This is a genomic window from Agrobacterium sp. CGMCC 11546 (genome assembly GCF_013365515.1).
In the GTDB taxonomy this organism is placed as follows: Bacteria; Pseudomonadota; Alphaproteobacteria; order Rhizobiales; family Rhizobiaceae; genus Agrobacterium; species Agrobacterium fabrum.
Genome location: NZ_CP047387.1, coordinates 1,537,034 through 1,554,324 on the forward strand (window position 1 = coordinate 1,537,034; position 17,291 = coordinate 1,554,324).

The following is a 17,291-nucleotide window of genomic DNA, read 5'->3' on the forward strand; positions in this document are numbered from 1 at the left end:
TTTCAGGCCTTCAGGGTTTCGGCGGTGACGAGATCGAAATCGGGACGGTAGGAGGCGATCTTCTCAAACAGCGGCGTCTGGAATTTTTCCGGCACCGGCTGCGCGCCCGTCACCATCTGGACAAGGTCGTTATCCTCTCCCGCCATGATGATTTCCAGCTCGTCGAGCTGCTCGTCGGAAAGCCCGGCAATATTGTCTTCCGCAAATTGCCCGAGCACAAGATCCATCTCGCGAATGCCCCGGTGCCAGCAGCGGTAAAGTATCCGCCTGCGCCTCGGATCGAGGTCAGCGCTCGTGCGCACCAGTCCAGTCATCGCATTCACCTTTCGGTTGGCTATTCAACAGGATGTTGATTGCGACCTCCTATAGAACAGGAGGCGAACGCTTGAAACCGGTTTTTATCGAAATAATGCCACGGCGGCTAAAATCTGCCGGTGATAAACCGCGTTTGTCGAGGCCCGCGTCTTGCATAACGCGTCCCCTTCCCCGATTTTGCTGACCATGCGCCCGGCCATTCTCGATCCGCTGTTTGCTTCCGTCTCCACCCTTGCCGGCGTGGGGCCGAAGCTTGCCGACCTTTTGGCAAAACTGCTGAGCCGGGAAAGCGCCGACGACACCCGCGTGATCGACCTCCTGTTCCACGCGCCATCAAACGTCATTGACCGGCGTAACCGCCCGGGCATCGCGCTTGCCGCCCCCGGCGCCATTGTCACCATTCAGGGACGCGTCGACCGGCACCAACCGCCACCCGCAGGCAATCGCTCCGCCCCCTATCGCGTGTTCCTGCATGACGAGACCGGCGAACTGGCGCTGACCTTCTTCCGCGCCAAGGGCGACTGGCTGTCCAAGGCCCTGCCCGTCGATGAAGAGGTTCTCGTTAGCGGCAAGGTGGACTGGTTCAACGGCCGCGCCTCCATGGTACACCCGGATTTCATGGTGAAGCTTTCCGAGGCGGAAAACCTGCCCTTGGTGGAAGCGGTTTATCCCATGACGGCCGGGCTCTCCCCGAAAGTGCTGCGGCGGGCGATCGAAGGTGGGCTGTCGAAGCTGCCGGTCTTCCCGGAGTGGATCGACGAGACGCTCAAGACCCGACAGGGTTTCGGCGATGTCGCATCGAGCTTCCGCGAGCTGCATGACCCGCGCGACAGCGCAGATATCGACCCGCAGGCCCCGGCGCGCAGACGGCTCGCCTATGACGAATTCCTCGCCGGGCAGCTATCACTGGCGCTGGTGCGCCAAAGACTGCGCAAGGTGGCGGGCCAGCCGATCCGCACCAAGGGTGATATCGCCGCAAAAATCCTGTCGCAGCTGCCCTTCTCGCTGACGGCAAGCCAAAGCGCGGCGGTGAAAGATATCCTGACCGATATGGCCGGCGAAGACCGCATGTTGCGGCTGCTGCAGGGCGACGTCGGCGCCGGCAAGACGCTGGTAGCGCTGATGGCCATGGCGACGGCGGTGGAGGCCGGCGGACAGGCGGTACTGATGGCGCCGACTGAAATCCTTGCCCGCCAGCACTTCGCCACCATCTCGAAACTCGCCAATGCCGCAGGCATCACGGTCGAGGTGCTTACCGGACGCACCAAGGGCAAGGAACGCCGCGAAATCGAGGAGCGCGTCGCATCAGGGGAAGGACAGATCGTCATCGGCACGCACGCACTGTTTCAGGACAGCGTGAGTTACAAAAACCTCGTGCTGGCCGTGGTGGACGAACAGCACCGTTTCGGCGTGCACCAGCGCCTGCGCCTCACCGCCAAGGGCATCACGCCGCATATGCTGGTCATGACCGCCACCCCCATTCCGCGCACGCTGGTTCTGGCCGCCTTCGGCGACATGGATGTGTCGAAACTCACCGAAAAACCGGCTGGCCGCAAACCCATCCAGACGGTCACAATCCCCACCGAACGCATCGGCGATATTGTCGAGCGTCTGCGTGCGGCGCTGAAGGACGGCAAAAAGGCCTACTGGATCTGCCCGCTGGTTGAGGAAACGGAAGAGTCCGACCTGATGTCGGCAGAGGAGCGCCATGCGGTTCTCTCGCAGGTGCTCGGCGCAAATATCGGCCTCATCCATGGCCGCATGAGCGGCCCGGAGAAGGACGCCGCCATGCTCGCTTTCAAGAGTGGCGAAACCCGGCTGCTGGTGGCAACGACGGTGGTGGAAGTGGGCGTCGACGTTCCGGATGCGACGATCATGGTCATCGAGCATGCCGAACGGTTCGGCCTTGCCCAGCTGCACCAGCTGCGCGGCCGGGTCGGGCGTGGCGATGAGGCCTCCACCTGCATCCTGCTCTATAAGGGGCCGCTCAGCGAAAACGGCCGCGCGCGGCTCTCCATCCTGCGTGACAGCGAGGACGGCTTCCTGATCGCGGAAGAGGATCTGAAGCTGCGCGGAGAAGGCGAACTGCTCGGCACCCGCCAGTCCGGCACGCCGGGCTTCCGTATCGCCAGCCTCGAAGCCCATGCCGATCTCTTGGAAATCGCCCGCAAGGACGCGGCCTATGTCATCGAGCGCGACCCCGAATTGACCGGTCCGCGCGGGGAAAGCCTGCGCACCCTGCTCTATCTGCACCGCCGCGACGAAGCGATCCGCTTCCTGCATGCCGGCTGAAAGTGAACAATCATGAACATGATCGACCCACGCCGCCCACCGCCCGCCTTCCGCAAGGGTTATGCGCTCTGCTCGCCGCAGAATATCCTGCAACCTGACACCTTCGCCAAAAGCCAGAAGAAGGCAATCGGCAAACAATTCAAGAAACCCGGCCGCAAGAGCGCCTGGGCGCAGGCGATGGAAGAAGGCTGGACCGTGCGGCTGGTCTATATGCGGCTTTTCGTTCCGGTTTTCCACGCGACTACCACGGGGACAGAGGTGGACGATCTGGATGACGAAGACTGATTTGGTCCACTGAATAGTCTAACTTATGTCAGGCTTTTACGCTTGAGGTTAGCCATGCAGATATCCGTGACTGAGGCAAAAGGTCAGCTTACAGAATTGGTACGCCGCGCCGAAGCGGGAGATGAGATCATTCTCACCCGGCATGGTCATCCAGCCGTGCGACTGGTTCCGGTGGCTACAGCGGGAAATGCGGCATCCCGCAGGGCCGCACTTGCAAAAGTGCGTGCGGCGATAGCAACCAAAGCCGATGACGGCCCTGACGCCGCACATAGTCAGGATTTTCTCTACGACGACGACGGCCTCCCTAAATGATCGTCATCGACACGTCGGCTTTGATGGCGATCCTGCTTGAAGAACCCGGAGCAAACGCCTGTGCCGCAGCGCTCGCAACGGACGAGCCTCTGCTCATTTCCGCCGGTACGCTTGCGGAAGCCATGACCGTCGCGCAACGGCGCAACCGGAGCCGGGCGTTCGAAATGCTGATCGAAGCGCTGAGCGTCGAAATCAGACACGTCACCCCCAAATCAGTGCATGGCATTTCCGAAGCTTATAGTATGTGGGGCAAGGGCGTTCACCCCGCAGGGCTGAATTTCGGTGACTGTTTCGCCTACGAACTGGCGAAAACAGAGGGCTGCCCTTTACTTTATGTCGGCAATGACTTTTCTCAAACCGACATCGCCAGCGTTCTTTAAGCCTCAAACCGGCGCGATCACCTTCGGCGGCGTGAAGTCCGGGGCCACCAGACCACCTGATATCAACAGTTTCGCCGCGTCCTCCGGCGTCATGTCCAGCATCACGATCTTGTCTTTCGGCACGAACAGCAGGAAACCGGCCGTCGGCACCGGGGTCGGCGGCAGGAAGACCGCGACCATCTGCTGGCCCATCTCATTGAAACGGTGTGCAAGCTCACCCTTGACTTCTGAGGATACGAAAACCATCGCCCAGGTGCCGGAAGAAGGAAATTCGATCAGGCCGACTTTCTTGAAGGAGTTCGAATGCTCCTTCAGCACGGATTCAAACAGCTGCTTGATGCTTTTATAAATCGGCCGCACCAGCGGCATGCGGTTGAGAACGGATTCGCCGACGCCGACGATCCATTTGCCGATCAGGTTATTGCCGAGAAAGCCGATGAGCGTGATACCGATGACGGCAATCAAGAGCCCGAAACCGGGGATCGCCACATCGAAATATTGCTCGGGATCGTAACGGGCGGGAATATAGGGTTTGACCCAGCTATCTGCCCATTGCAAGAAACTCCACACCAGCCACATGGTGATGGTGACAGGTGCGAGGATCAGAACACCCGTCAGGAAGCTGTTGCGCAGACGGGCTGCGAATGAAATTTTGACTGGAATATCGGTCATTTACCGTTCGGAATTAAGCGTTGTCGCCATCGAAACCCGGATGAAAACCGACAATGCCGGATGGAGTTCCGCCATGCAAGCGAAGAACTGTGAAATATTCGTCAGGAATCCCCTCGGCACTCAGGCCCGCGACAGGGTGAAAACCGAAGCGGCCGTAATAGGCGGGGTCGCCGACAACGACGCAGCCGGCAGCGCTCAGCCGCTCCAACGCGGCAAGCCCGTCACGCGCCAGCCTCGAACCGACACCTTCGCCCTGCCTTTCCGGTGTAACGGAGAGCGGCGCAAGGCAGAACCAGCCGGTCTCGCCACTCGACAGCGTCACCGGCGAGAAACCGACATGGCCGATGATGCCTTCGCTGTCTTCCGCAACCAGTGAAACCGTCAGAGCGCCGGCGTCCCGCAGTCGCGCGACGATCAATTGTTCTGTCCCGCTACGGTGTTCGACGTTACGGAAGGCATCTTCCGTAACGCGAGCAATCGCCTCTTCATCACCCTGCCGCTCCGGCCGGATGATCATTCCACGGTCACCGATTTCGCCAGATTGCGCGGCTGGTCCACATCCGTGCCCATGAAGACGGCGGTGTGATAGGCGAGCAGCTGGATTGGCAGCGAAAAGACCATCGGCGCGATCAGTTCGTCGACATTGGGCAGCGTGATCGTCGCCATGGTGTCGAGCTTGGAGGCAGCGGCGCCCTTCTCATCGGTGATGAAGATGATACGGCCGCCGCGCGCGGCGACCTCCTGCATGTTCGACACGGTCTTTTCGAAGAAGCGGTCGTGCGGGGCAATGACGATAACCGGCATATTCTCGTCGATCAGCGCGATAGGCCCATGCTTCAGCTCGCCGGCGGCATAACCCTCGGCGTGGATATAGGAAATTTCCTTGAGTTTCAGCGCGCCTTCCAGCGCCAGCGGGAAGCTGGTGCCACGGCCGAGATAAAGCACATCCTTGAAGCGCGACAGGTCACGCGACAGCGCCTCGATCTGCGGCTGGATGACGTTCAACACCTTGCTCATGATGCGCGGCATCTCGATCAGCTGCTGCACCAGCTGCTTTTCTTCACCCGGTTTCAGCGTGCCGCGCGCCTTGCCGGCGGCAACGGCCAGCGAAGCAAGCACCGCAAGCTGGCAGGTAAAGGCCTTGGTGGAGGCAACGCCGATTTCCGGCCCGGCGAGGATCGGAAAGATCGCATCGGATTCGCGCGCCATGGTCGATTCGCGTGTATTGACCACCGCGCCGATCTTCAGCCCCTCCTGCTGGCAATAACGCAGGGCCGCCAGCGTATCGGCGGTTTCGCCAGATTGCGAAATGAACAGCGCCGCCTGCGTGGGAACAAGCGGGATTTCGCGGTAACGGAACTCCGAGGCAACATCGATTTCCACCGGCAGGCGGGCATAACGCTCGAACCAGTATTTGCCGATCAGGCCTGACAGATAGGCCGTGCCGCAGGCGGAGATGGCAAGGCCGGAAAGGCTGGCAAAATCAATCGCCTTATCGGCGTCCTTCACGGTCCTGGTGGCGAAATCCACATAGTGGCTGAGCGCGTGGGAAATGACTTCCGGCTGCTCATAGATTTCCTTTTCCATGAAATGGCGGTGATTGCCCTTGTCGACCACAAAAGCCGTCGCCTGCGAAATCTGGCGCTCGCGTTTCACCGGCTTGCCGGAGAAATCGATGATTTCCGCGCCGTCCCGGGTCACGATGGCGCAGTCGCCATCGACCAGATAGGTGATCTCGTTGGTGAAGGGCGAAAGCGCGATCGCGTCGGACCCCAGGAACATTTCGCCCCTGCCGTAACCAACGGCAAGCGGCGGGCCGGAACGCGCCGAAAGCAGCGTACCGGGATCGTCCTGAAACATCACGACCAGCGCATAGGCGCCCGTTACGTGGTTCAGCATCTTCAACATTGCTTCGCGATGGCCAAGCCCCTCGCGGGTGTATTTCGCCAGAAGCTGCGCCACCACTTCGGTATCGGTCTGGGTGGTAAAGGTTGCACCCTCGGCGCTCAGTTCCTCGCGCAATTCGGAGAAGTTTTCGATGATGCCGTTATGCACGACGGCAACGCCATCAACGAAATGCGGGTGGGCGTTGATTTCGTTCGGCACGCCGTGGGTCGCCCAGCGCGTATGCGCAATGCCAACGACACCCGGCAGCGGCTTTTCCGAAACCAGCTTTTCCAGATTGAACAGCTTGCCTTCCGCCCGGCGCCGGTCCATCGCGCCATTGTCGATGGTGGCGACACCCGCCGAATCGTAACCGCGATATTCGAGGCGCTTCAGCGCATCGACAAGCCGTTCAGCAACGGGCTGGGTTCCGACAATTCCGACAATTCCGCACATATATTTCTCCAGACGGCGATCTCTTCGCCGAAACTTCCAGAGTATTTCCGCCTTTCCCTGAAATGCGAAAATACTCCACCTTTTTATTCTGACGCATTTCCGGACGTAAAACCGCTGCGCACTTTTACTGGAAATGCTTTAACCGTTTCTCTGAAATCGGCAATTATGCCGCCGGTCACTTTCAGTATCGCTCGGTAACGTCTCTCAAGAGGACTTTTTCTTCGCTTCCTTCTGCGCTTTCGCCCGCTCACGCAGGGCGACCGCCCTGCCCGGCTTCACCTCCTGGCGCGCGCGCCCGAAAGCCAGCGCATCGGCCGGCACGTCATCGGTAATCACGCTGCCGGAGGCGATATAGGCCCGCTCTCCAATGGTGACGGGAGCGACCAGCGACGAATTCGAGCCGATGAAGCTGTTGGCCCCGATCCGCGTTTCGGACTTGTTGTAACCATCATAATTACAGGTGATGGCACCCGCGCCTATATTGCTGCCTGCACCCACGAAAGCATCGCCGATATAGGTCAGATGGTTGACCTTGGCGCCCTCGCCGATCTCGGACTTCTTGACCTCGCAGAAATTACCGACCTTGGCATTGGCGTGCAGGTTTGCCCCCGGACGCAACCGCGCAAACGGACCGACAACCGCACCTTCGGCCAGGTGAGCGCCTTCAAGATGCGAAAACGCATGAACGGTTGCACCCGGCTCGATCGTCACGCCGGGACCGAAAACGACGTTGGGCTCGATCAGGACATCCTGACCGATCTTTGTATCGAAGGAAAGGAACACGGTCTCTGGCGCAATCATCGAAACGCCGTCGACCATCAATTCGTGACGGCGCCGCTCCTGCCAGAGCCTCTCGATAAAGGCGAGCTCAGCGCGGTTGTTGCAGCCGGTCAGTTCCTTTTCCGGTGCATCGATGGCGATGGCGCGGCGGCCGAGAGAACGGGCGATCTCGACGACGTCAGTCAGATAATATTCGCCCTTCACATTGCTATTGCCGATCCGGTCCAGCAGATCCAGCGCATTGCGGCCGTTAATGGCCATCAATCCGCTGTTGCACCAGGTGACCTTGCGTTCCTCGTCGGTGGCGTCCTTCTCCTCGCGGATCGCGACCAGCTCGCCATTCTCGACCAGAAGTCGACCATAACCCGTGGGGCGATCGGTATGAAAACCGATGACAGCCACATCGGCACCGGCGGCAATCGCCTCGCGCGCCCTGTCGAGCGTGGCCGAGGTGATGAGCGGTACATCGCCATAAGCAACGATGACGTCGTCAAAGCCGCGTTCGATCGCTTCGCGTGCGGCGAGAACCGCATGGCCGGTGCCCTTGCGTTCCTTCTGCAGGAAGGCCTCCACCTGGAGGCCCTTGAGACTTGCAGCGGCAGCGACATTGTCGGCATCGCGCCCGACGACCAGCGCCACCGCGCCGACGCCCGCTCCAGCAACCGCCTCCACCACGTGCCCGATCATCGGACGTCCCGCGACCGGATGCAGTACCTTGGACTTCGAAGACTTCATGCGCGTGCTATCGCCCGCTGCGAGAATAACGGCTAGAGAGCTACGCTCCATAAGACCTCCAACACCCCGTCACCGGCCACAGGCGGCCCGGACAGGGGCAATGTTTGACTTTACGCCGGCCGGTATCGCGGACAGGCGTATGGGTGATTTCTTTCCGGCACTGCTATAACGGCGCCCCACTTAAGAAACCATGCAAATCTCCACCAAATTTCCACGCCGATTTTCATCAAACGTGATCGGCGGCAGGCTGGCATGATCTATCTGCAGGAGTTTCGGGCCGTGAATTCTAGTATCTGTTGACGGCCGTTTTCAATCAGCCTTTCCATCTCGCGCCGGGCCGCAACCTCATCGCGCAGGCGAAACGCTTCGACGAGCCGCAGGTGAGAGGCAGACACGTCGGAAATCTCGTTGGGATCGGCTTCCGGGTTGCTCATCCGGAAAATGCCCGCCAGCGCCGCCTTGATCAACGAACCAACGGTGCGCATGAACGGATTGCCGGACATTTCGGTAATAAGGACATGAAAATTCATGTCCGCAATCGCCCGCTTTTCCTTGGAATAGGCAGTGTTGCCCATCTCGTTGGCGTAAGCGACGAGCCTCGCAATATCGGCATCTTTTGCTCTGGTGGCTGCAAGACCCGCGCCATAGGGTTCGAAAGCCTGGCGGATATCGTAGAGATGCAGCAGGAATTCCTCGCTGACACCCGCCTCGAAGTGCCAGAGCAGCACTTCGCTGTCGAACATGTTCCAGCTTTCTCGCTCCGTTACCCGAGTGCCGATGCGCGCCTTGGGGGAGATCATGCCCTTGGCGGTGAGCGTCTTCATCGCCTCGCGAAGCACCGTGCGGGATACTTTCAGCCGTTCCATCAAATCGGCATCACCCGGCAGGATGTCACCCGTCTTGAAGGTGCCGGAGACGATATCGAGACCGAGCTTGTGAACGACCTGTGCATGATTTGTCCGCAGCTTTCGAAAACCGATCGCCGCATCGAGCATTCCGCGCTGCAAATGTCATTTCCTTCCGTTCGGCTGGCGATTTCAAAAAATCGCGCCTGACGTGTGTATCTCAAGTCAGATTATAGTGAAAAACATCAAGTGGCGTGAAAAGCAAAGACAAACTTCATCCGCACAATAAAACGTATGAAAATAAGCAAGGCCGCACATGAGTTTCATGTGCGGCCTTTCATCAGTAATGGAAGAGAATCCGCATTATTGCGGCAGCTTGTCGTCCACGCCGGCAACGTAGAAGTTGAGGCCGAGCAGAACCTTGTCTTCGGCCTTTTCACCCGCCTTCAGCCATTCCGAGCCGTCCTGCTTCTTCACCGGGCCAGTGAAGGGGTGCAGCTCGCCCGACTTGATCTTGGCTTCGGTTTCCTCGGCCATCTTTTTCACGTCGTCAGGCATGTTGGTGTAGGGCGCCATGGTCAGGATGCCGTCCTTCAGGCCGTCCCAGACGGATTCGGACTTCCAGGTACCATCGAGAAGCGCCTGCGTGCGCTTGATGTAATAGGCGCCCCAGGTGTCCTTGATGGCGGTCAGCTGCGTCTGCGGGCCGGCCGCGATCATGTCGGAAGCCTGACCGAAAGCCTTGATGCCGCGTTCCGCTGCAACCTGCATCGGTGCCGTCGTGTCGGTGTGCTGCGTCAGGATATCGACGCCCTGGTCGATCAGCGCCTTGGCAGCATCGGCTTCCTTGCCGGGGTCGAACCAGGTATTGGCCCAGACGACCTTGAGCTTGAAGTCCGGGTTCACCGACTGCGCGCCGAGAACGAAGGCGTCGATGCCCATCACCACTTCCGGGATCGGGAAGGAGGCGATGTAACCGGCAAGACCCTTTTTGGACATCTTCGCAGCGATCTGGCCCTGAATGTAGCGGCCTTCATAGAAACGCGAATTATAGGTCGCAACGTTTTCAGCCGTCTTGAAGCCGGTGGCGTGCTCGAACTTCACCTTGGGGAACTTCTGGGCCACCTTCACGGTCGCATCCATGAAGCCGAAGGAGGTGGTGAACACCAGTTCGCAACCGGAACGGGCCATACGCTCGATGGCGCGCTCGGCATCCGGGCCTTCCGGAACGCTTTCGAGGAACGGCGTTTCGATCTTGTCGCCGAAATGCTTCTGCAGCTCTTCGCGACCGATTTCATGCGCCTGCGTCCAGCCGCCATCGGTGCGGCTGCCGACATAGATGAAGCAGACCTTCTTGGCGTCGGCGGCTTCAGCGGAGGAAACGACGCCTCCGAGCGCCGCGACGGACGCGGCAAGTGCGATGACCAGTTTTTTCATTTTTACCCCTGTTGGTTTGGAGACTTGAGGATTTTTCTTCACCTGTCCGGCACGAAGGATTTGCCCAGCGATGCCGGTGTGTTGATCAAGGTCGTGCGGCGATTATGCGAGATGATCACGAGCACGACAATAGTTGCAAGGTAAGGTAGTGCCGAAAGCAGCTGCGACGGTACGCCAATGCCGAAGGCCTGCGCATGTAATTGGCCGATGGTGACGGCACCGAACAGATAACCGCCGGCCAGCAGGCGCCACGGACGCCAAGAGGCGAAAACGACAAGTGCGAGCGCAATCCAGCCGCGCCCGGCCGACATGTTTTCCACCCATTGCGGCGTATAGACCAGCGACAGCTGAGCTCCTGCAAGACCCGCACAGGCGCCGCCGAACATGACCGCCAGATACCGCGTGCGGATGACATTGATGCCGAGCGCATGGGCCGAGGCGTGGTTATCGCCGATAGCGCGGATTTTCAGGCCCGCGCGGCTCTTGAACAGGAACCAGCTGATGCCGAAGACCAGCGCGATGGACATGTAGAAGATCAGGTCCTGCCGGAACAGCAATGGCCCGATGAAGGGAATTTCCGACAGAACCGGAAAGACGATCGGCTGCAGCTTGATGCCCGGCAGGCCGACGAAACTTTCGCCCAGCATGCCGGAAACACCAAGCCCGAGAATGGTGAGTGCAAGGCCCGTTGCCACCTGATTGGTGACAAGCGTCAGCGTCAGGAAACCGAACAGCAGCGAGAAGACCGCGCCCGACGCAATGCCGGCCAGAATGCCGAGATAGGGAGACCCCGTCATATGCGTAGCGGCGAAGGCGCAGACCGCGCCCATGATCATCATGCCCTCGACGCCGAGATTGAGCACGCCGGAGCGCTCCGCCACAAGCTCGCCGGAGGCGGCGATGACCAGCGGCGTGGCGGCGGTGATGACGGTGAGAAGAATGGCCTGAAGCATATCCATCATGCCGCTCCTTCTTTACGATGTGCCTTGCCGGTGAAGACGACCCGGATGCGGTAAAAGATCAGCGTGTCGCAGGAGAGGACGAAGAACAGCATCAGCCCCTGAAACACCCGCGTCACCTTGTCTGACACGCCGATGGAGAGCTGCGCCGCCTCGCCGCCGAGATAGGTCAGCGCCAGCACCAGCCCGGAAAGGATGATTCCGAGCGGATTGAGACGACCGAGAAAAGCAACGATGATGGCGGTAAAGCCGTAACCCGGCGAAATGCTGGGCTGGAGATGACCGATGGAACCGGAGGCTTCCGAAATGCCGGCAAGCCCTGCCAGCGCGCCTGACAGCAGCAGCGAAAACCACACCATGCGGCTTGATGAGAAACCTGCAAAACGCCCTGCCCTTGCCGACTGGCCAAGCACGGTGACTTCAAAGCCCTTCAGCATGTAGCGCATCATGAACCACAGCGCGATGGCGGCGACGATGGCGAACACGAAACCCCAATGCGCCCGGCCCGATGCCAGCATTTCCGGCAGCACCGCGCTGTCGTTGAAGGGTTTCGTCTGCGGGAAGTTATAACCGCCGGGATCGCGCCAGATGCCGCGCGTCAGCCAGTCGAGGAAAAGTTGCGCGACATAGACCAGCATCAGGCTGACGAGGATTTCATTGGTGTTGAACTTCGTCTTCAACAGCGCCGGAATACCGGCATAAAGCGCGCCGCCGATGGCGCCCATCACCATCATCAGTGGCAGGATGAGCGGCGAGTGCCAGTCGGGATAAAGCACCGGCAGGATGGATCCGGTAATCGCACCGATGGTGAATTGCCCCTCCGCGCCGATATTCCAGTTATTGGAGCGATAACAGATCGAGAGACCAACGCCGATCAGGATCAGCGGTGCTGCCTTGATCGCCAGCTCGTGCAGCGACCAGACCTCGAGCAGCGGCTCGACAAAAAAGGCGTAAAGCGCATCGAGCGGGTTCTTGCCGAGCATGGCGAACATGACGGCGCCGACAAGCAGCGTCAAAACCAGCGCCAGAAGCGGCGAAAGCAGGGTGAAAAGCCGGGAGACCCCCGCCCGTTTTTCAAGCTCAATGCGCATGCTGGGCGGCTCCCGACTGTGGCGTGTGAATGCCGCCCATCAACAGGCCGATCTTTTCAAGCGTCATCTCTTCCACGGGATGGGCCTCGGAAAGCATGCCGTCGGAAATGACTGCGATATTGGTGGCGACCTCGAAGATTTCATCGAGATCCTGACTGATAACGATGACCGCCGAACCGGCCTTGGCAAGATCGACCAGCGCCTGACGGATGCGGCTTGCGGCACCCGCATCCACACCCCAGGTCGGCTGGTTGACGACAAGCACGGAAGGCTGACGGTCAAGTTCGCGCCCGACGATGAATTTCTGCAGGTTGCCGCCGGAAAGCGAACCCGCCAGCGGATCGGCCCCGCTTTTGCGCACATCCATGGTTTCAGAAATACGCCGCGCCGCCGCCTTAATTGTCGAGCCCCTTACAATGCGCAGGAAACCGCCGGTCAGAAACACCTTGCGGTCGGACCGCGCCCGCGCCAGCAACAGATTGTCGGAAAGGCTCATGCCGGGAACGGCAGCATGGCCGTGCCGCTCTTCCGGCACGAAACCGGCGCCCATCAGCCGCCGGCCATTGATGCCGAGACGACCGACCGGCTTGCCGCGCAGATGGATGGCATCATTATTGTAGACGGGATATTCGCCGGAAAGCGCATCGAACAGCTCGCCCTGCCCGTTGCCGGCCACACCGGCAATCGCCAGCACCTCGCCGGAGCGGACATTCATCGAAATCGACTTAAGCGCCACGGCAAAGGGCGTGCGCGGCGCAACCGACAGCCCCATGACCTCGATCTGCGGCGCACCGAGTGCATCGCCTGTCGGTCGCGAAACGCTTGCGACATCGCTGCCCACCATCATGCGCGCCAAAGATGCGGGGGTTTCCTTGCGCGGATCGCAGGCGCCCGTCACCTTGCCATGCCGCAGCACGGTGGCGCGGTCGCAGATGCGCTGCACCTCTTCGAGACGATGGCTGATATAAAGCACCGAGCGGCCTTCGGCCTTCAATTTTGCCAGCGTCTCGAACAGTTTGTCGGCCTCCTGCGGCGTCAAGACCGAGGTCGGCTCGTCCAAAATGATGAGGCGCGGGTTCTGCAACAGGGCGCGAACGATCTCGATGCGCTGGCGTTCGCCGACCGACAGATCGGCCACATGCGCATTGGGGTCGAGCGGCAGACCGTAGGCGCGCGAAAGCTGTTCCGCTTCCCTGGCGATTTCCTTCAATGAAATTTTCGGGTCCAGCGAAAGGGCAATGTTTTCAGCAACCGTCAGTGCCTCGAACAGCGAAAAATGCTGGAACACCATGCCGATGCCAAGCCTGCGGGCCTCGCTGGGCGAGCCCACCGAAACCGGCTGGCCCTGCCAGATGATGTCGCCCTCGGTCGGCGAGAGCACGCCGAATAGCATTTTGACCAGCGTCGACTTGCCGGCACCGTTCTCACCCAGAAGCGCATGGATTTCGCCCGGCGCTATATCGAGATCGATACCGTTGCAGGCGGCGAAATTGCCGAACAGCTTGGTCAGCTTGCGAACGGACAGGAGAGGCATGGCCTCCGGTGCCAAAGTTCCAGTCACGAGTTCCCTCTCTCACCGGACGTCCATGCCTTCTGCGAGGCGTTTCAACGGCCGCGGTCATTGTTCCCAATAGCGCCGCAAGTCGTATGCAATGCCGCGCCATCATGATGTATTGATAACTGTTTTGCTGCTGCGCACAACTGAAAAAGACGCTGCTTAAATGCAATTTGCACAAGCAATAAACGGCTTTAACTTTTTCTTATTTCGCGCCGAGCGAGGGGAAAAACTGCAAAATTCCACCGATGCAATAAAGATAGATGCCGCTCGCCACGAAGGCGATCACCGCCCATGTCGGCGTTTCGAAATGCATCAGCAGCGCATAACCGCCAAGCGCGCACCAGATGGCCACGACGAAGAGATTAAGCGGCCGCAACCGCTTCACCCGCACCGGATGCAGGAAGTTGATCGGCAGAAATGTCAGGAACACCGAAACGGTGACGACGGTCATGGCCGTGGTTGCACTGGCATCCATCACGAACAGGGTGAAAACCACCATGTTCCACACCACCGGAAAGCCGGAGAAGAAATATTCATCCGTCTTCATGCCCATATCGGCATAATAAATCGCACTCGATACCACGATCATGCCGGCCGCCACGAAGGACAAAGGCTCGCCGATCATGCCGCTCTGGTACAGCGCAAAGGCGGGCAAGAGCACATAGGTAACGTAGTCGATGATATTGTCGAGCGTATCGCCGGACCAGTTGGGCAGCACTTCCTTCACCCGCACCTTGCGGGCAATCGGGCCGTCGATACCATCAACCAGAAGCGCAAGCCCCAGCCACCAGAACATGTCGACGAAACGGTGCTCAGACGCGGCGACGACACCAAGAAAAGCCAGAAACGACCCGGACGCAGTCAAGATATGAACGGAAAAGGCGCGGATTTCCGCATAGGGAACACGCTTATAGTTGAAAATTTTCATGGTCAGCGCCTGCGCCCCGTTTTTCCATCCGCCCTGTTCATTCCGGTATGCGGCCATTCACCACGCTTTGCAACCGGCTCAATCCGCTTATCCTAAGACTAATATAGCGTCGCAACCAACGAATGTTTGTGTGCGGATGTTTCGGCGCGAAAGTGGATTTACCCGCCCAAAGCCTCTATGATGTTTTGGAAATAACAATGGATCACGACCATGAGACACTTCGATATCGCCATAACAGGTGCGGGACTTGCGGGCCAGATCGCGGCCATCGCACTGGCGCGGGCCGGCCGCCATGTGGCGCTCATCGCACCTTCAAGCGAAAAGAAGGATCAGCGCACCACGGCGTTGATGGACCAGTCCATTCGCTTCATGGACCGTCTCGGCCTCTGGTCACGCATCGCGCCGTCCGCCGCACGCCTTTCCACCATGCAGATCATCGACGGCACCGACCGCCTGCTGCGCGCGCCGACCGTGCAGTTCCGCTCCTCCGAAATCGGCCTCGATGCTTTTGGCTGGAATATCCCGAACGAGGCGCTGCTCGGCGTTCTCGGCGAAGCAGTGGAACAGGAACACAATATTACCCGCCTCGACACAACCGCCGAGACGATCGACATCGGCAATGACCGGATTTCGGTCACGATCGCGGATGGTGAAGTGCTTTCCGCCGATTTTCTGATCGGTGCCGACGGCAGGAAATCGATGGTGCGGGAAGCGGCCGGCATCGGCGTCAAATCCTGGTCCTATCCGCAGACCGCCGTGGTTTTGAATTTTTCCCACAGCCGTCCGCATGGCAATGTGTCCACGGAATTCCACACACCGACGGGGCCTTTCACCCAGGTTCCCCTGCCGGATGACCGCTCCAGCCTCGTCTGGGTCGTCACCCCACAGCAGGCGGAAGAACTGACGGCGCTGCCGCTGGAAACCTTGAGCCTGAAGGTCGAGGAACGCATGCAATCCATGCTCGGCGCGGTTACCGTGGAAAACAGCGTGCAGGCATGGCCGCTCTCCTCCATGACGGCGCACCGCTTCGGCAAGGGCCGCGTCGCCCTGATCGGTGAAGCTGCGCATGGCTTCCCTCCCATCGGCGCGCAGGGGCTGAACCTCAGCCTGCGCGACATCATTGCACTGACGGAACTGCTTGGCGCCGTCTCCGACCGGCCGATCGCGGCGGACGCCGGCAGCAGCTTCGACCGCAAACGGCGGGCGGATGTTTATAGCCGCACGCTGAGCGTTGATCTCCTGAACCGCTCGCTGCTTTCCGATTTCCTGCCGGTGCAGATGGCGCGCGCGGCCGGTCTGCATGTACTCTCCGGCATCGGCACGCTCAGAAGCATGGTGATGCGCGAAGGCATCGAGCCGGGGCGCGGATTGAAGGCCTTGCCATCATTGCTGTTCGGCAGCTTCAAAAAGGCTGGATGAAATAAACCACGCCAGTCAGCGTGAAGACCGACAGCACCGTCGAAATCAGGATCGTGGCTGACGCCCTCTCCTGCCAGACATGATATTGCTGGCCGATGACGAAGACATTCGTCGCGGTCGGCAGCGCCGCCAGCAACACCGCGGAGTAAATCCACACCGGTTCGAACCGCCCGAGCGACGACAGGACCAGATAGGCGGCGAGCGGATGCAATATCAGCTTGGCCGGCACGATATAGCTGATCTCCACCGGAACGCGTTTCATCGGCCGCAGCGCCAGCGTCACCCCCATGGCAAACAGCGCACAGGGTGCCGCCGACTGCGCCAGATAATCCACCAGCCGCTGCACCGCCTCCGGTGGCTGCCATGACAGCGACGCAGCGAGAAATCCGGCGATGACCGAGACGATGAACGGATGGGTGATGACCTTGCGCGCCACATCCAGCGCGAGCTTGCCGGCTGAGCGCTTGTCCCCGCCCGCAACCGCCATCATCGCCGGCGCGACGATGAAATGGGCGGCGTTTTCAAGGCAGACGATCAGCGCCACCGGCACCGCCGCCTTCTCGCCAAGCGCCAGGAGCGCAAGCCCCGGCCCCATATAACCGATATTGCCATAGCTGGCCGCGAAACTCTGGATGGTGGTTTCGGCGAGGCTGTTCCGGCGCACGAATCGGCCGATCACGAACACAGCCAAGAAAATGCCGTAGGTGCAGGCAAGGCTGGCGGCAACAAAATCCATCCGCGCCAGCTCTTCCACCGGCGTCTTGGAGACAAGCTTGAAAAACAGCGCCGGCAGAGCGGCATAGATAATGAAGGTATTCAGCCAGCCCATCGCCTCGACCGGCTGTTTTGTTATGCGCGCTGCACCGTAGCCGATGAAGATCAGGCCAAAAAACGGCAACAGCAGTCCAATGATATCAGCCACGGTCGTTCCCTCACATCCGCG

Annotated in this window: 17 protein-coding genes; 5 read left to right on the forward strand and 12 right to left on the reverse strand. The window is 60.0% G+C overall.

Annotation, left to right across the window (positions count from 1 at the left end):
• Window positions 1-2 precede the first annotated feature (2 nt).
• Entirely contained in the window at window positions 3-314 is a 312-nt protein-coding gene (locus GSF67_RS07660) for a succinate dehydrogenase assembly factor 2 (protein WP_035215887.1), read from the reverse strand.
• 187 nt (window positions 315-501) lie between these two features.
• Between GSF67_RS07660 and recG the strand changes: the two genes are divergently transcribed.
• The 4 genes from recG to GSF67_RS07680 are packed head-to-tail and all read left to right on the forward strand — an operon-like array spanning window position 502 to window position 3,584.
• Window positions 502-2,607: an ATP-dependent DNA helicase RecG gene (gene recG / locus GSF67_RS07665; RefSeq protein WP_035215884.1), complete on the forward strand. Its 2,106-nt coding sequence runs from the start codon at window positions 502-504 to the stop codon at window positions 2,605-2,607.
• A gap of 12 nt (window positions 2,608-2,619) precedes the next feature.
• Window positions 2,620-2,892, forward strand: coding sequence for a hypothetical protein (locus GSF67_RS07670; RefSeq protein ID WP_006314301.1), 273 nt, complete (start codon window positions 2,620-2,622; stop codon window positions 2,890-2,892).
• Window positions 2,893-2,946: 54 nt separating this feature from the next.
• The gene (locus tag GSF67_RS07675) at window positions 2,947-3,204 is read left to right on the forward strand and encodes a type II toxin-antitoxin system Phd/YefM family antitoxin (RefSeq protein ID WP_006314300.1); all 258 of its coding nucleotides are present in this window, start codon (window positions 2,947-2,949) and stop codon (window positions 3,202-3,204) included.
• Window positions 3,201-3,584 carry a type II toxin-antitoxin system VapC family toxin gene (locus tag GSF67_RS07680; RefSeq protein ID WP_006314299.1) on the forward strand — a complete coding sequence of 128 codons (384 nt, stop codon included), beginning with the start codon at window positions 3,201-3,203 and terminating at the stop codon, window positions 3,582-3,584. The genes GSF67_RS07675 and GSF67_RS07680 overlap by 4 nt, the downstream gene beginning before the upstream one ends.
• A 3-nt stretch (window positions 3,585-3,587) precedes the next feature.
• Here the strand turns inward: GSF67_RS07680 and GSF67_RS07685 are convergent, their stop codons facing one another.
• From GSF67_RS07685 to pcsA, 10 genes are all read right to left on the reverse strand, one after another.
• Complete coding sequence (locus tag GSF67_RS07685; protein ID WP_006314298.1) at window positions 3,588-4,256, reverse strand: DUF502 domain-containing protein; 669 nt, start codon at window positions 4,254-4,256, stop codon at window positions 3,588-3,590.
• Between the two features lie 13 nt (window positions 4,257-4,269).
• Window positions 4,270-4,773: a GNAT family N-acetyltransferase gene (locus GSF67_RS07690; protein WP_006314297.1), complete on the reverse strand. Its 504-nt coding sequence runs from the start codon at window positions 4,771-4,773 to the stop codon at window positions 4,270-4,272.
• The gene (gene glmS / locus GSF67_RS07695) at window positions 4,770-6,596 is read right to left on the reverse strand and encodes a glutamine--fructose-6-phosphate transaminase (isomerizing) (RefSeq protein WP_006314296.1); all 1,827 of its coding nucleotides are present in this window, start codon (window positions 6,594-6,596) and stop codon (window positions 4,770-4,772) included. Before glmS ends, GSF67_RS07690 begins: the two co-directional genes overlap by 4 nt.
• A gap of 204 nt (window positions 6,597-6,800) precedes the next feature.
• Window positions 6,801-8,162 (reverse strand): bifunctional UDP-N-acetylglucosamine diphosphorylase/glucosamine-1-phosphate N-acetyltransferase GlmU, encoded by a 1,362-nt coding sequence (glmU, locus tag GSF67_RS07700; protein WP_035215883.1) that lies wholly within the window; start codon window positions 8,160-8,162, stop codon window positions 6,801-6,803.
• 206 nt (window positions 8,163-8,368) lie between these two features.
• Window positions 8,369-9,106, reverse strand: a complete 738-nt coding sequence (locus tag GSF67_RS07705) for a FadR/GntR family transcriptional regulator (RefSeq protein ID WP_035215880.1) — start codon at window positions 9,104-9,106, stop codon at window positions 8,369-8,371.
• A 213-nt stretch (window positions 9,107-9,319) separates the two neighbouring features.
• Entirely contained in the window at window positions 9,320-10,393 is a 1,074-nt protein-coding gene (locus GSF67_RS07710) for a BMP family ABC transporter substrate-binding protein (protein WP_006314293.1), read from the reverse strand.
• A 38-nt stretch (window positions 10,394-10,431) separates the two neighbouring features.
• A complete protein-coding gene (locus GSF67_RS07715; protein WP_035215879.1) occupies window positions 10,432-11,352 on the reverse strand; it encodes an ABC transporter permease in 921 nt (306 codons plus the stop codon).
• Window positions 11,352-12,443 (reverse strand): ABC transporter permease, encoded by a 1,092-nt coding sequence (locus GSF67_RS07720; protein ID WP_006314291.1) that lies wholly within the window; start codon window positions 12,441-12,443, stop codon window positions 11,352-11,354. The genes GSF67_RS07715 and GSF67_RS07720 overlap by 1 nt, the downstream gene beginning before the upstream one ends.
• On the reverse strand, window positions 12,433-13,992 hold the full coding sequence (locus GSF67_RS07725; RefSeq protein WP_035215876.1) for an ABC transporter ATP-binding protein: 1,560 nt from the start codon (window positions 13,990-13,992) through the stop codon (window positions 12,433-12,435). Before GSF67_RS07725 ends, GSF67_RS07720 begins: the two co-directional genes overlap by 11 nt.
• Before the next feature lie 211 nt (window positions 13,993-14,203).
• Window positions 14,204-14,929 carry a phosphatidylcholine synthase gene (gene pcsA / locus GSF67_RS07730; RefSeq protein WP_035216007.1) on the reverse strand — a complete coding sequence of 242 codons (726 nt, stop codon included), beginning with the start codon at window positions 14,927-14,929 and terminating at the stop codon, window positions 14,204-14,206.
• A gap of 210 nt (window positions 14,930-15,139) precedes the next feature.
• Between pcsA and GSF67_RS07735 the strand changes: the two genes are divergently transcribed.
• The gene (locus GSF67_RS07735; protein WP_006314288.1) at window positions 15,140-16,348 is read left to right on the forward strand and encodes a UbiH/UbiF family hydroxylase; all 1,209 of its coding nucleotides are present in this window, start codon (window positions 15,140-15,142) and stop codon (window positions 16,346-16,348) included.
• Here GSF67_RS07735 and GSF67_RS07740 read toward each other — a convergent pair.
• Window positions 16,332-17,270, reverse strand: coding sequence for an AEC family transporter (locus GSF67_RS07740; protein WP_006314287.1), 939 nt, complete (start codon window positions 17,268-17,270; stop codon window positions 16,332-16,334). The two genes, GSF67_RS07735 and GSF67_RS07740, sit on opposite strands and share 17 nt — an antisense overlap.
• Between the last annotated feature and the right edge of the window lie 21 nt (window positions 17,271-17,291).

Coding starts and splice junctions, on each gene's coding strand:
- glmS (WP_006314296.1), bottom strand. CDS start 6,596: ATGTGCGGAATTGTCGGAATTGTCGGAACCCAGCCCGTTGCTGAACGG.
- GSF67_RS07690 (WP_006314297.1), bottom strand. CDS start 4,773: ATGATCATCCGGCCGGAGCGGCAGGGTGATGAAGAGGCGATTGCTCGC.
- GSF67_RS07720 (WP_006314291.1), bottom strand. CDS start 12,443: ATGCGCATTGAGCTTGAAAAACGGGCGGGGGTCTCCCGGCTTTTCACC.
- GSF67_RS07680 (WP_006314299.1), top strand. CDS start 3,201: ATGATCGTCATCGACACGTCGGCTTTGATGGCGATCCTGCTTGAAGAA.
- GSF67_RS07670 (WP_006314301.1), top strand. CDS start 2,620: ATGAACATGATCGACCCACGCCGCCCACCGCCCGCCTTCCGCAAGGGT.
- pcsA (WP_035216007.1), bottom strand. CDS start 14,929: ATGAAAATTTTCAACTATAAGCGTGTTCCCTATGCGGAAATCCGCGCC.
- GSF67_RS07685 (WP_006314298.1), bottom strand. CDS start 4,256: ATGACCGATATTCCAGTCAAAATTTCATTCGCAGCCCGTCTGCGCAAC.
- GSF67_RS07735 (WP_006314288.1), top strand. CDS start 15,140: ATGAGACACTTCGATATCGCCATAACAGGTGCGGGACTTGCGGGCCAG.
- glmU (WP_035215883.1), bottom strand. CDS start 8,162: ATGGAGCGTAGCTCTCTAGCCGTTATTCTCGCAGCGGGCGATAGCACG.
- GSF67_RS07660 (WP_035215887.1), bottom strand. CDS start 314: ATGACTGGACTGGTGCGCACGAGCGCTGACCTCGATCCGAGGCGCAGG.
- GSF67_RS07710 (WP_006314293.1), bottom strand. CDS start 10,393: ATGAAAAAACTGGTCATCGCACTTGCCGCGTCCGTCGCGGCGCTCGGA.
- GSF67_RS07675 (WP_006314300.1), top strand. CDS start 2,947: ATGCAGATATCCGTGACTGAGGCAAAAGGTCAGCTTACAGAATTGGTA.
- recG (WP_035215884.1), top strand. CDS start 502: ATGCGCCCGGCCATTCTCGATCCGCTGTTTGCTTCCGTCTCCACCCTT.
- GSF67_RS07715 (WP_035215879.1), bottom strand. CDS start 11,352: ATGGATATGCTTCAGGCCATTCTTCTCACCGTCATCACCGCCGCCACG.
- GSF67_RS07705 (WP_035215880.1), bottom strand. CDS start 9,106: ATGCTCGATGCGGCGATCGGTTTTCGAAAGCTGCGGACAAATCATGCA.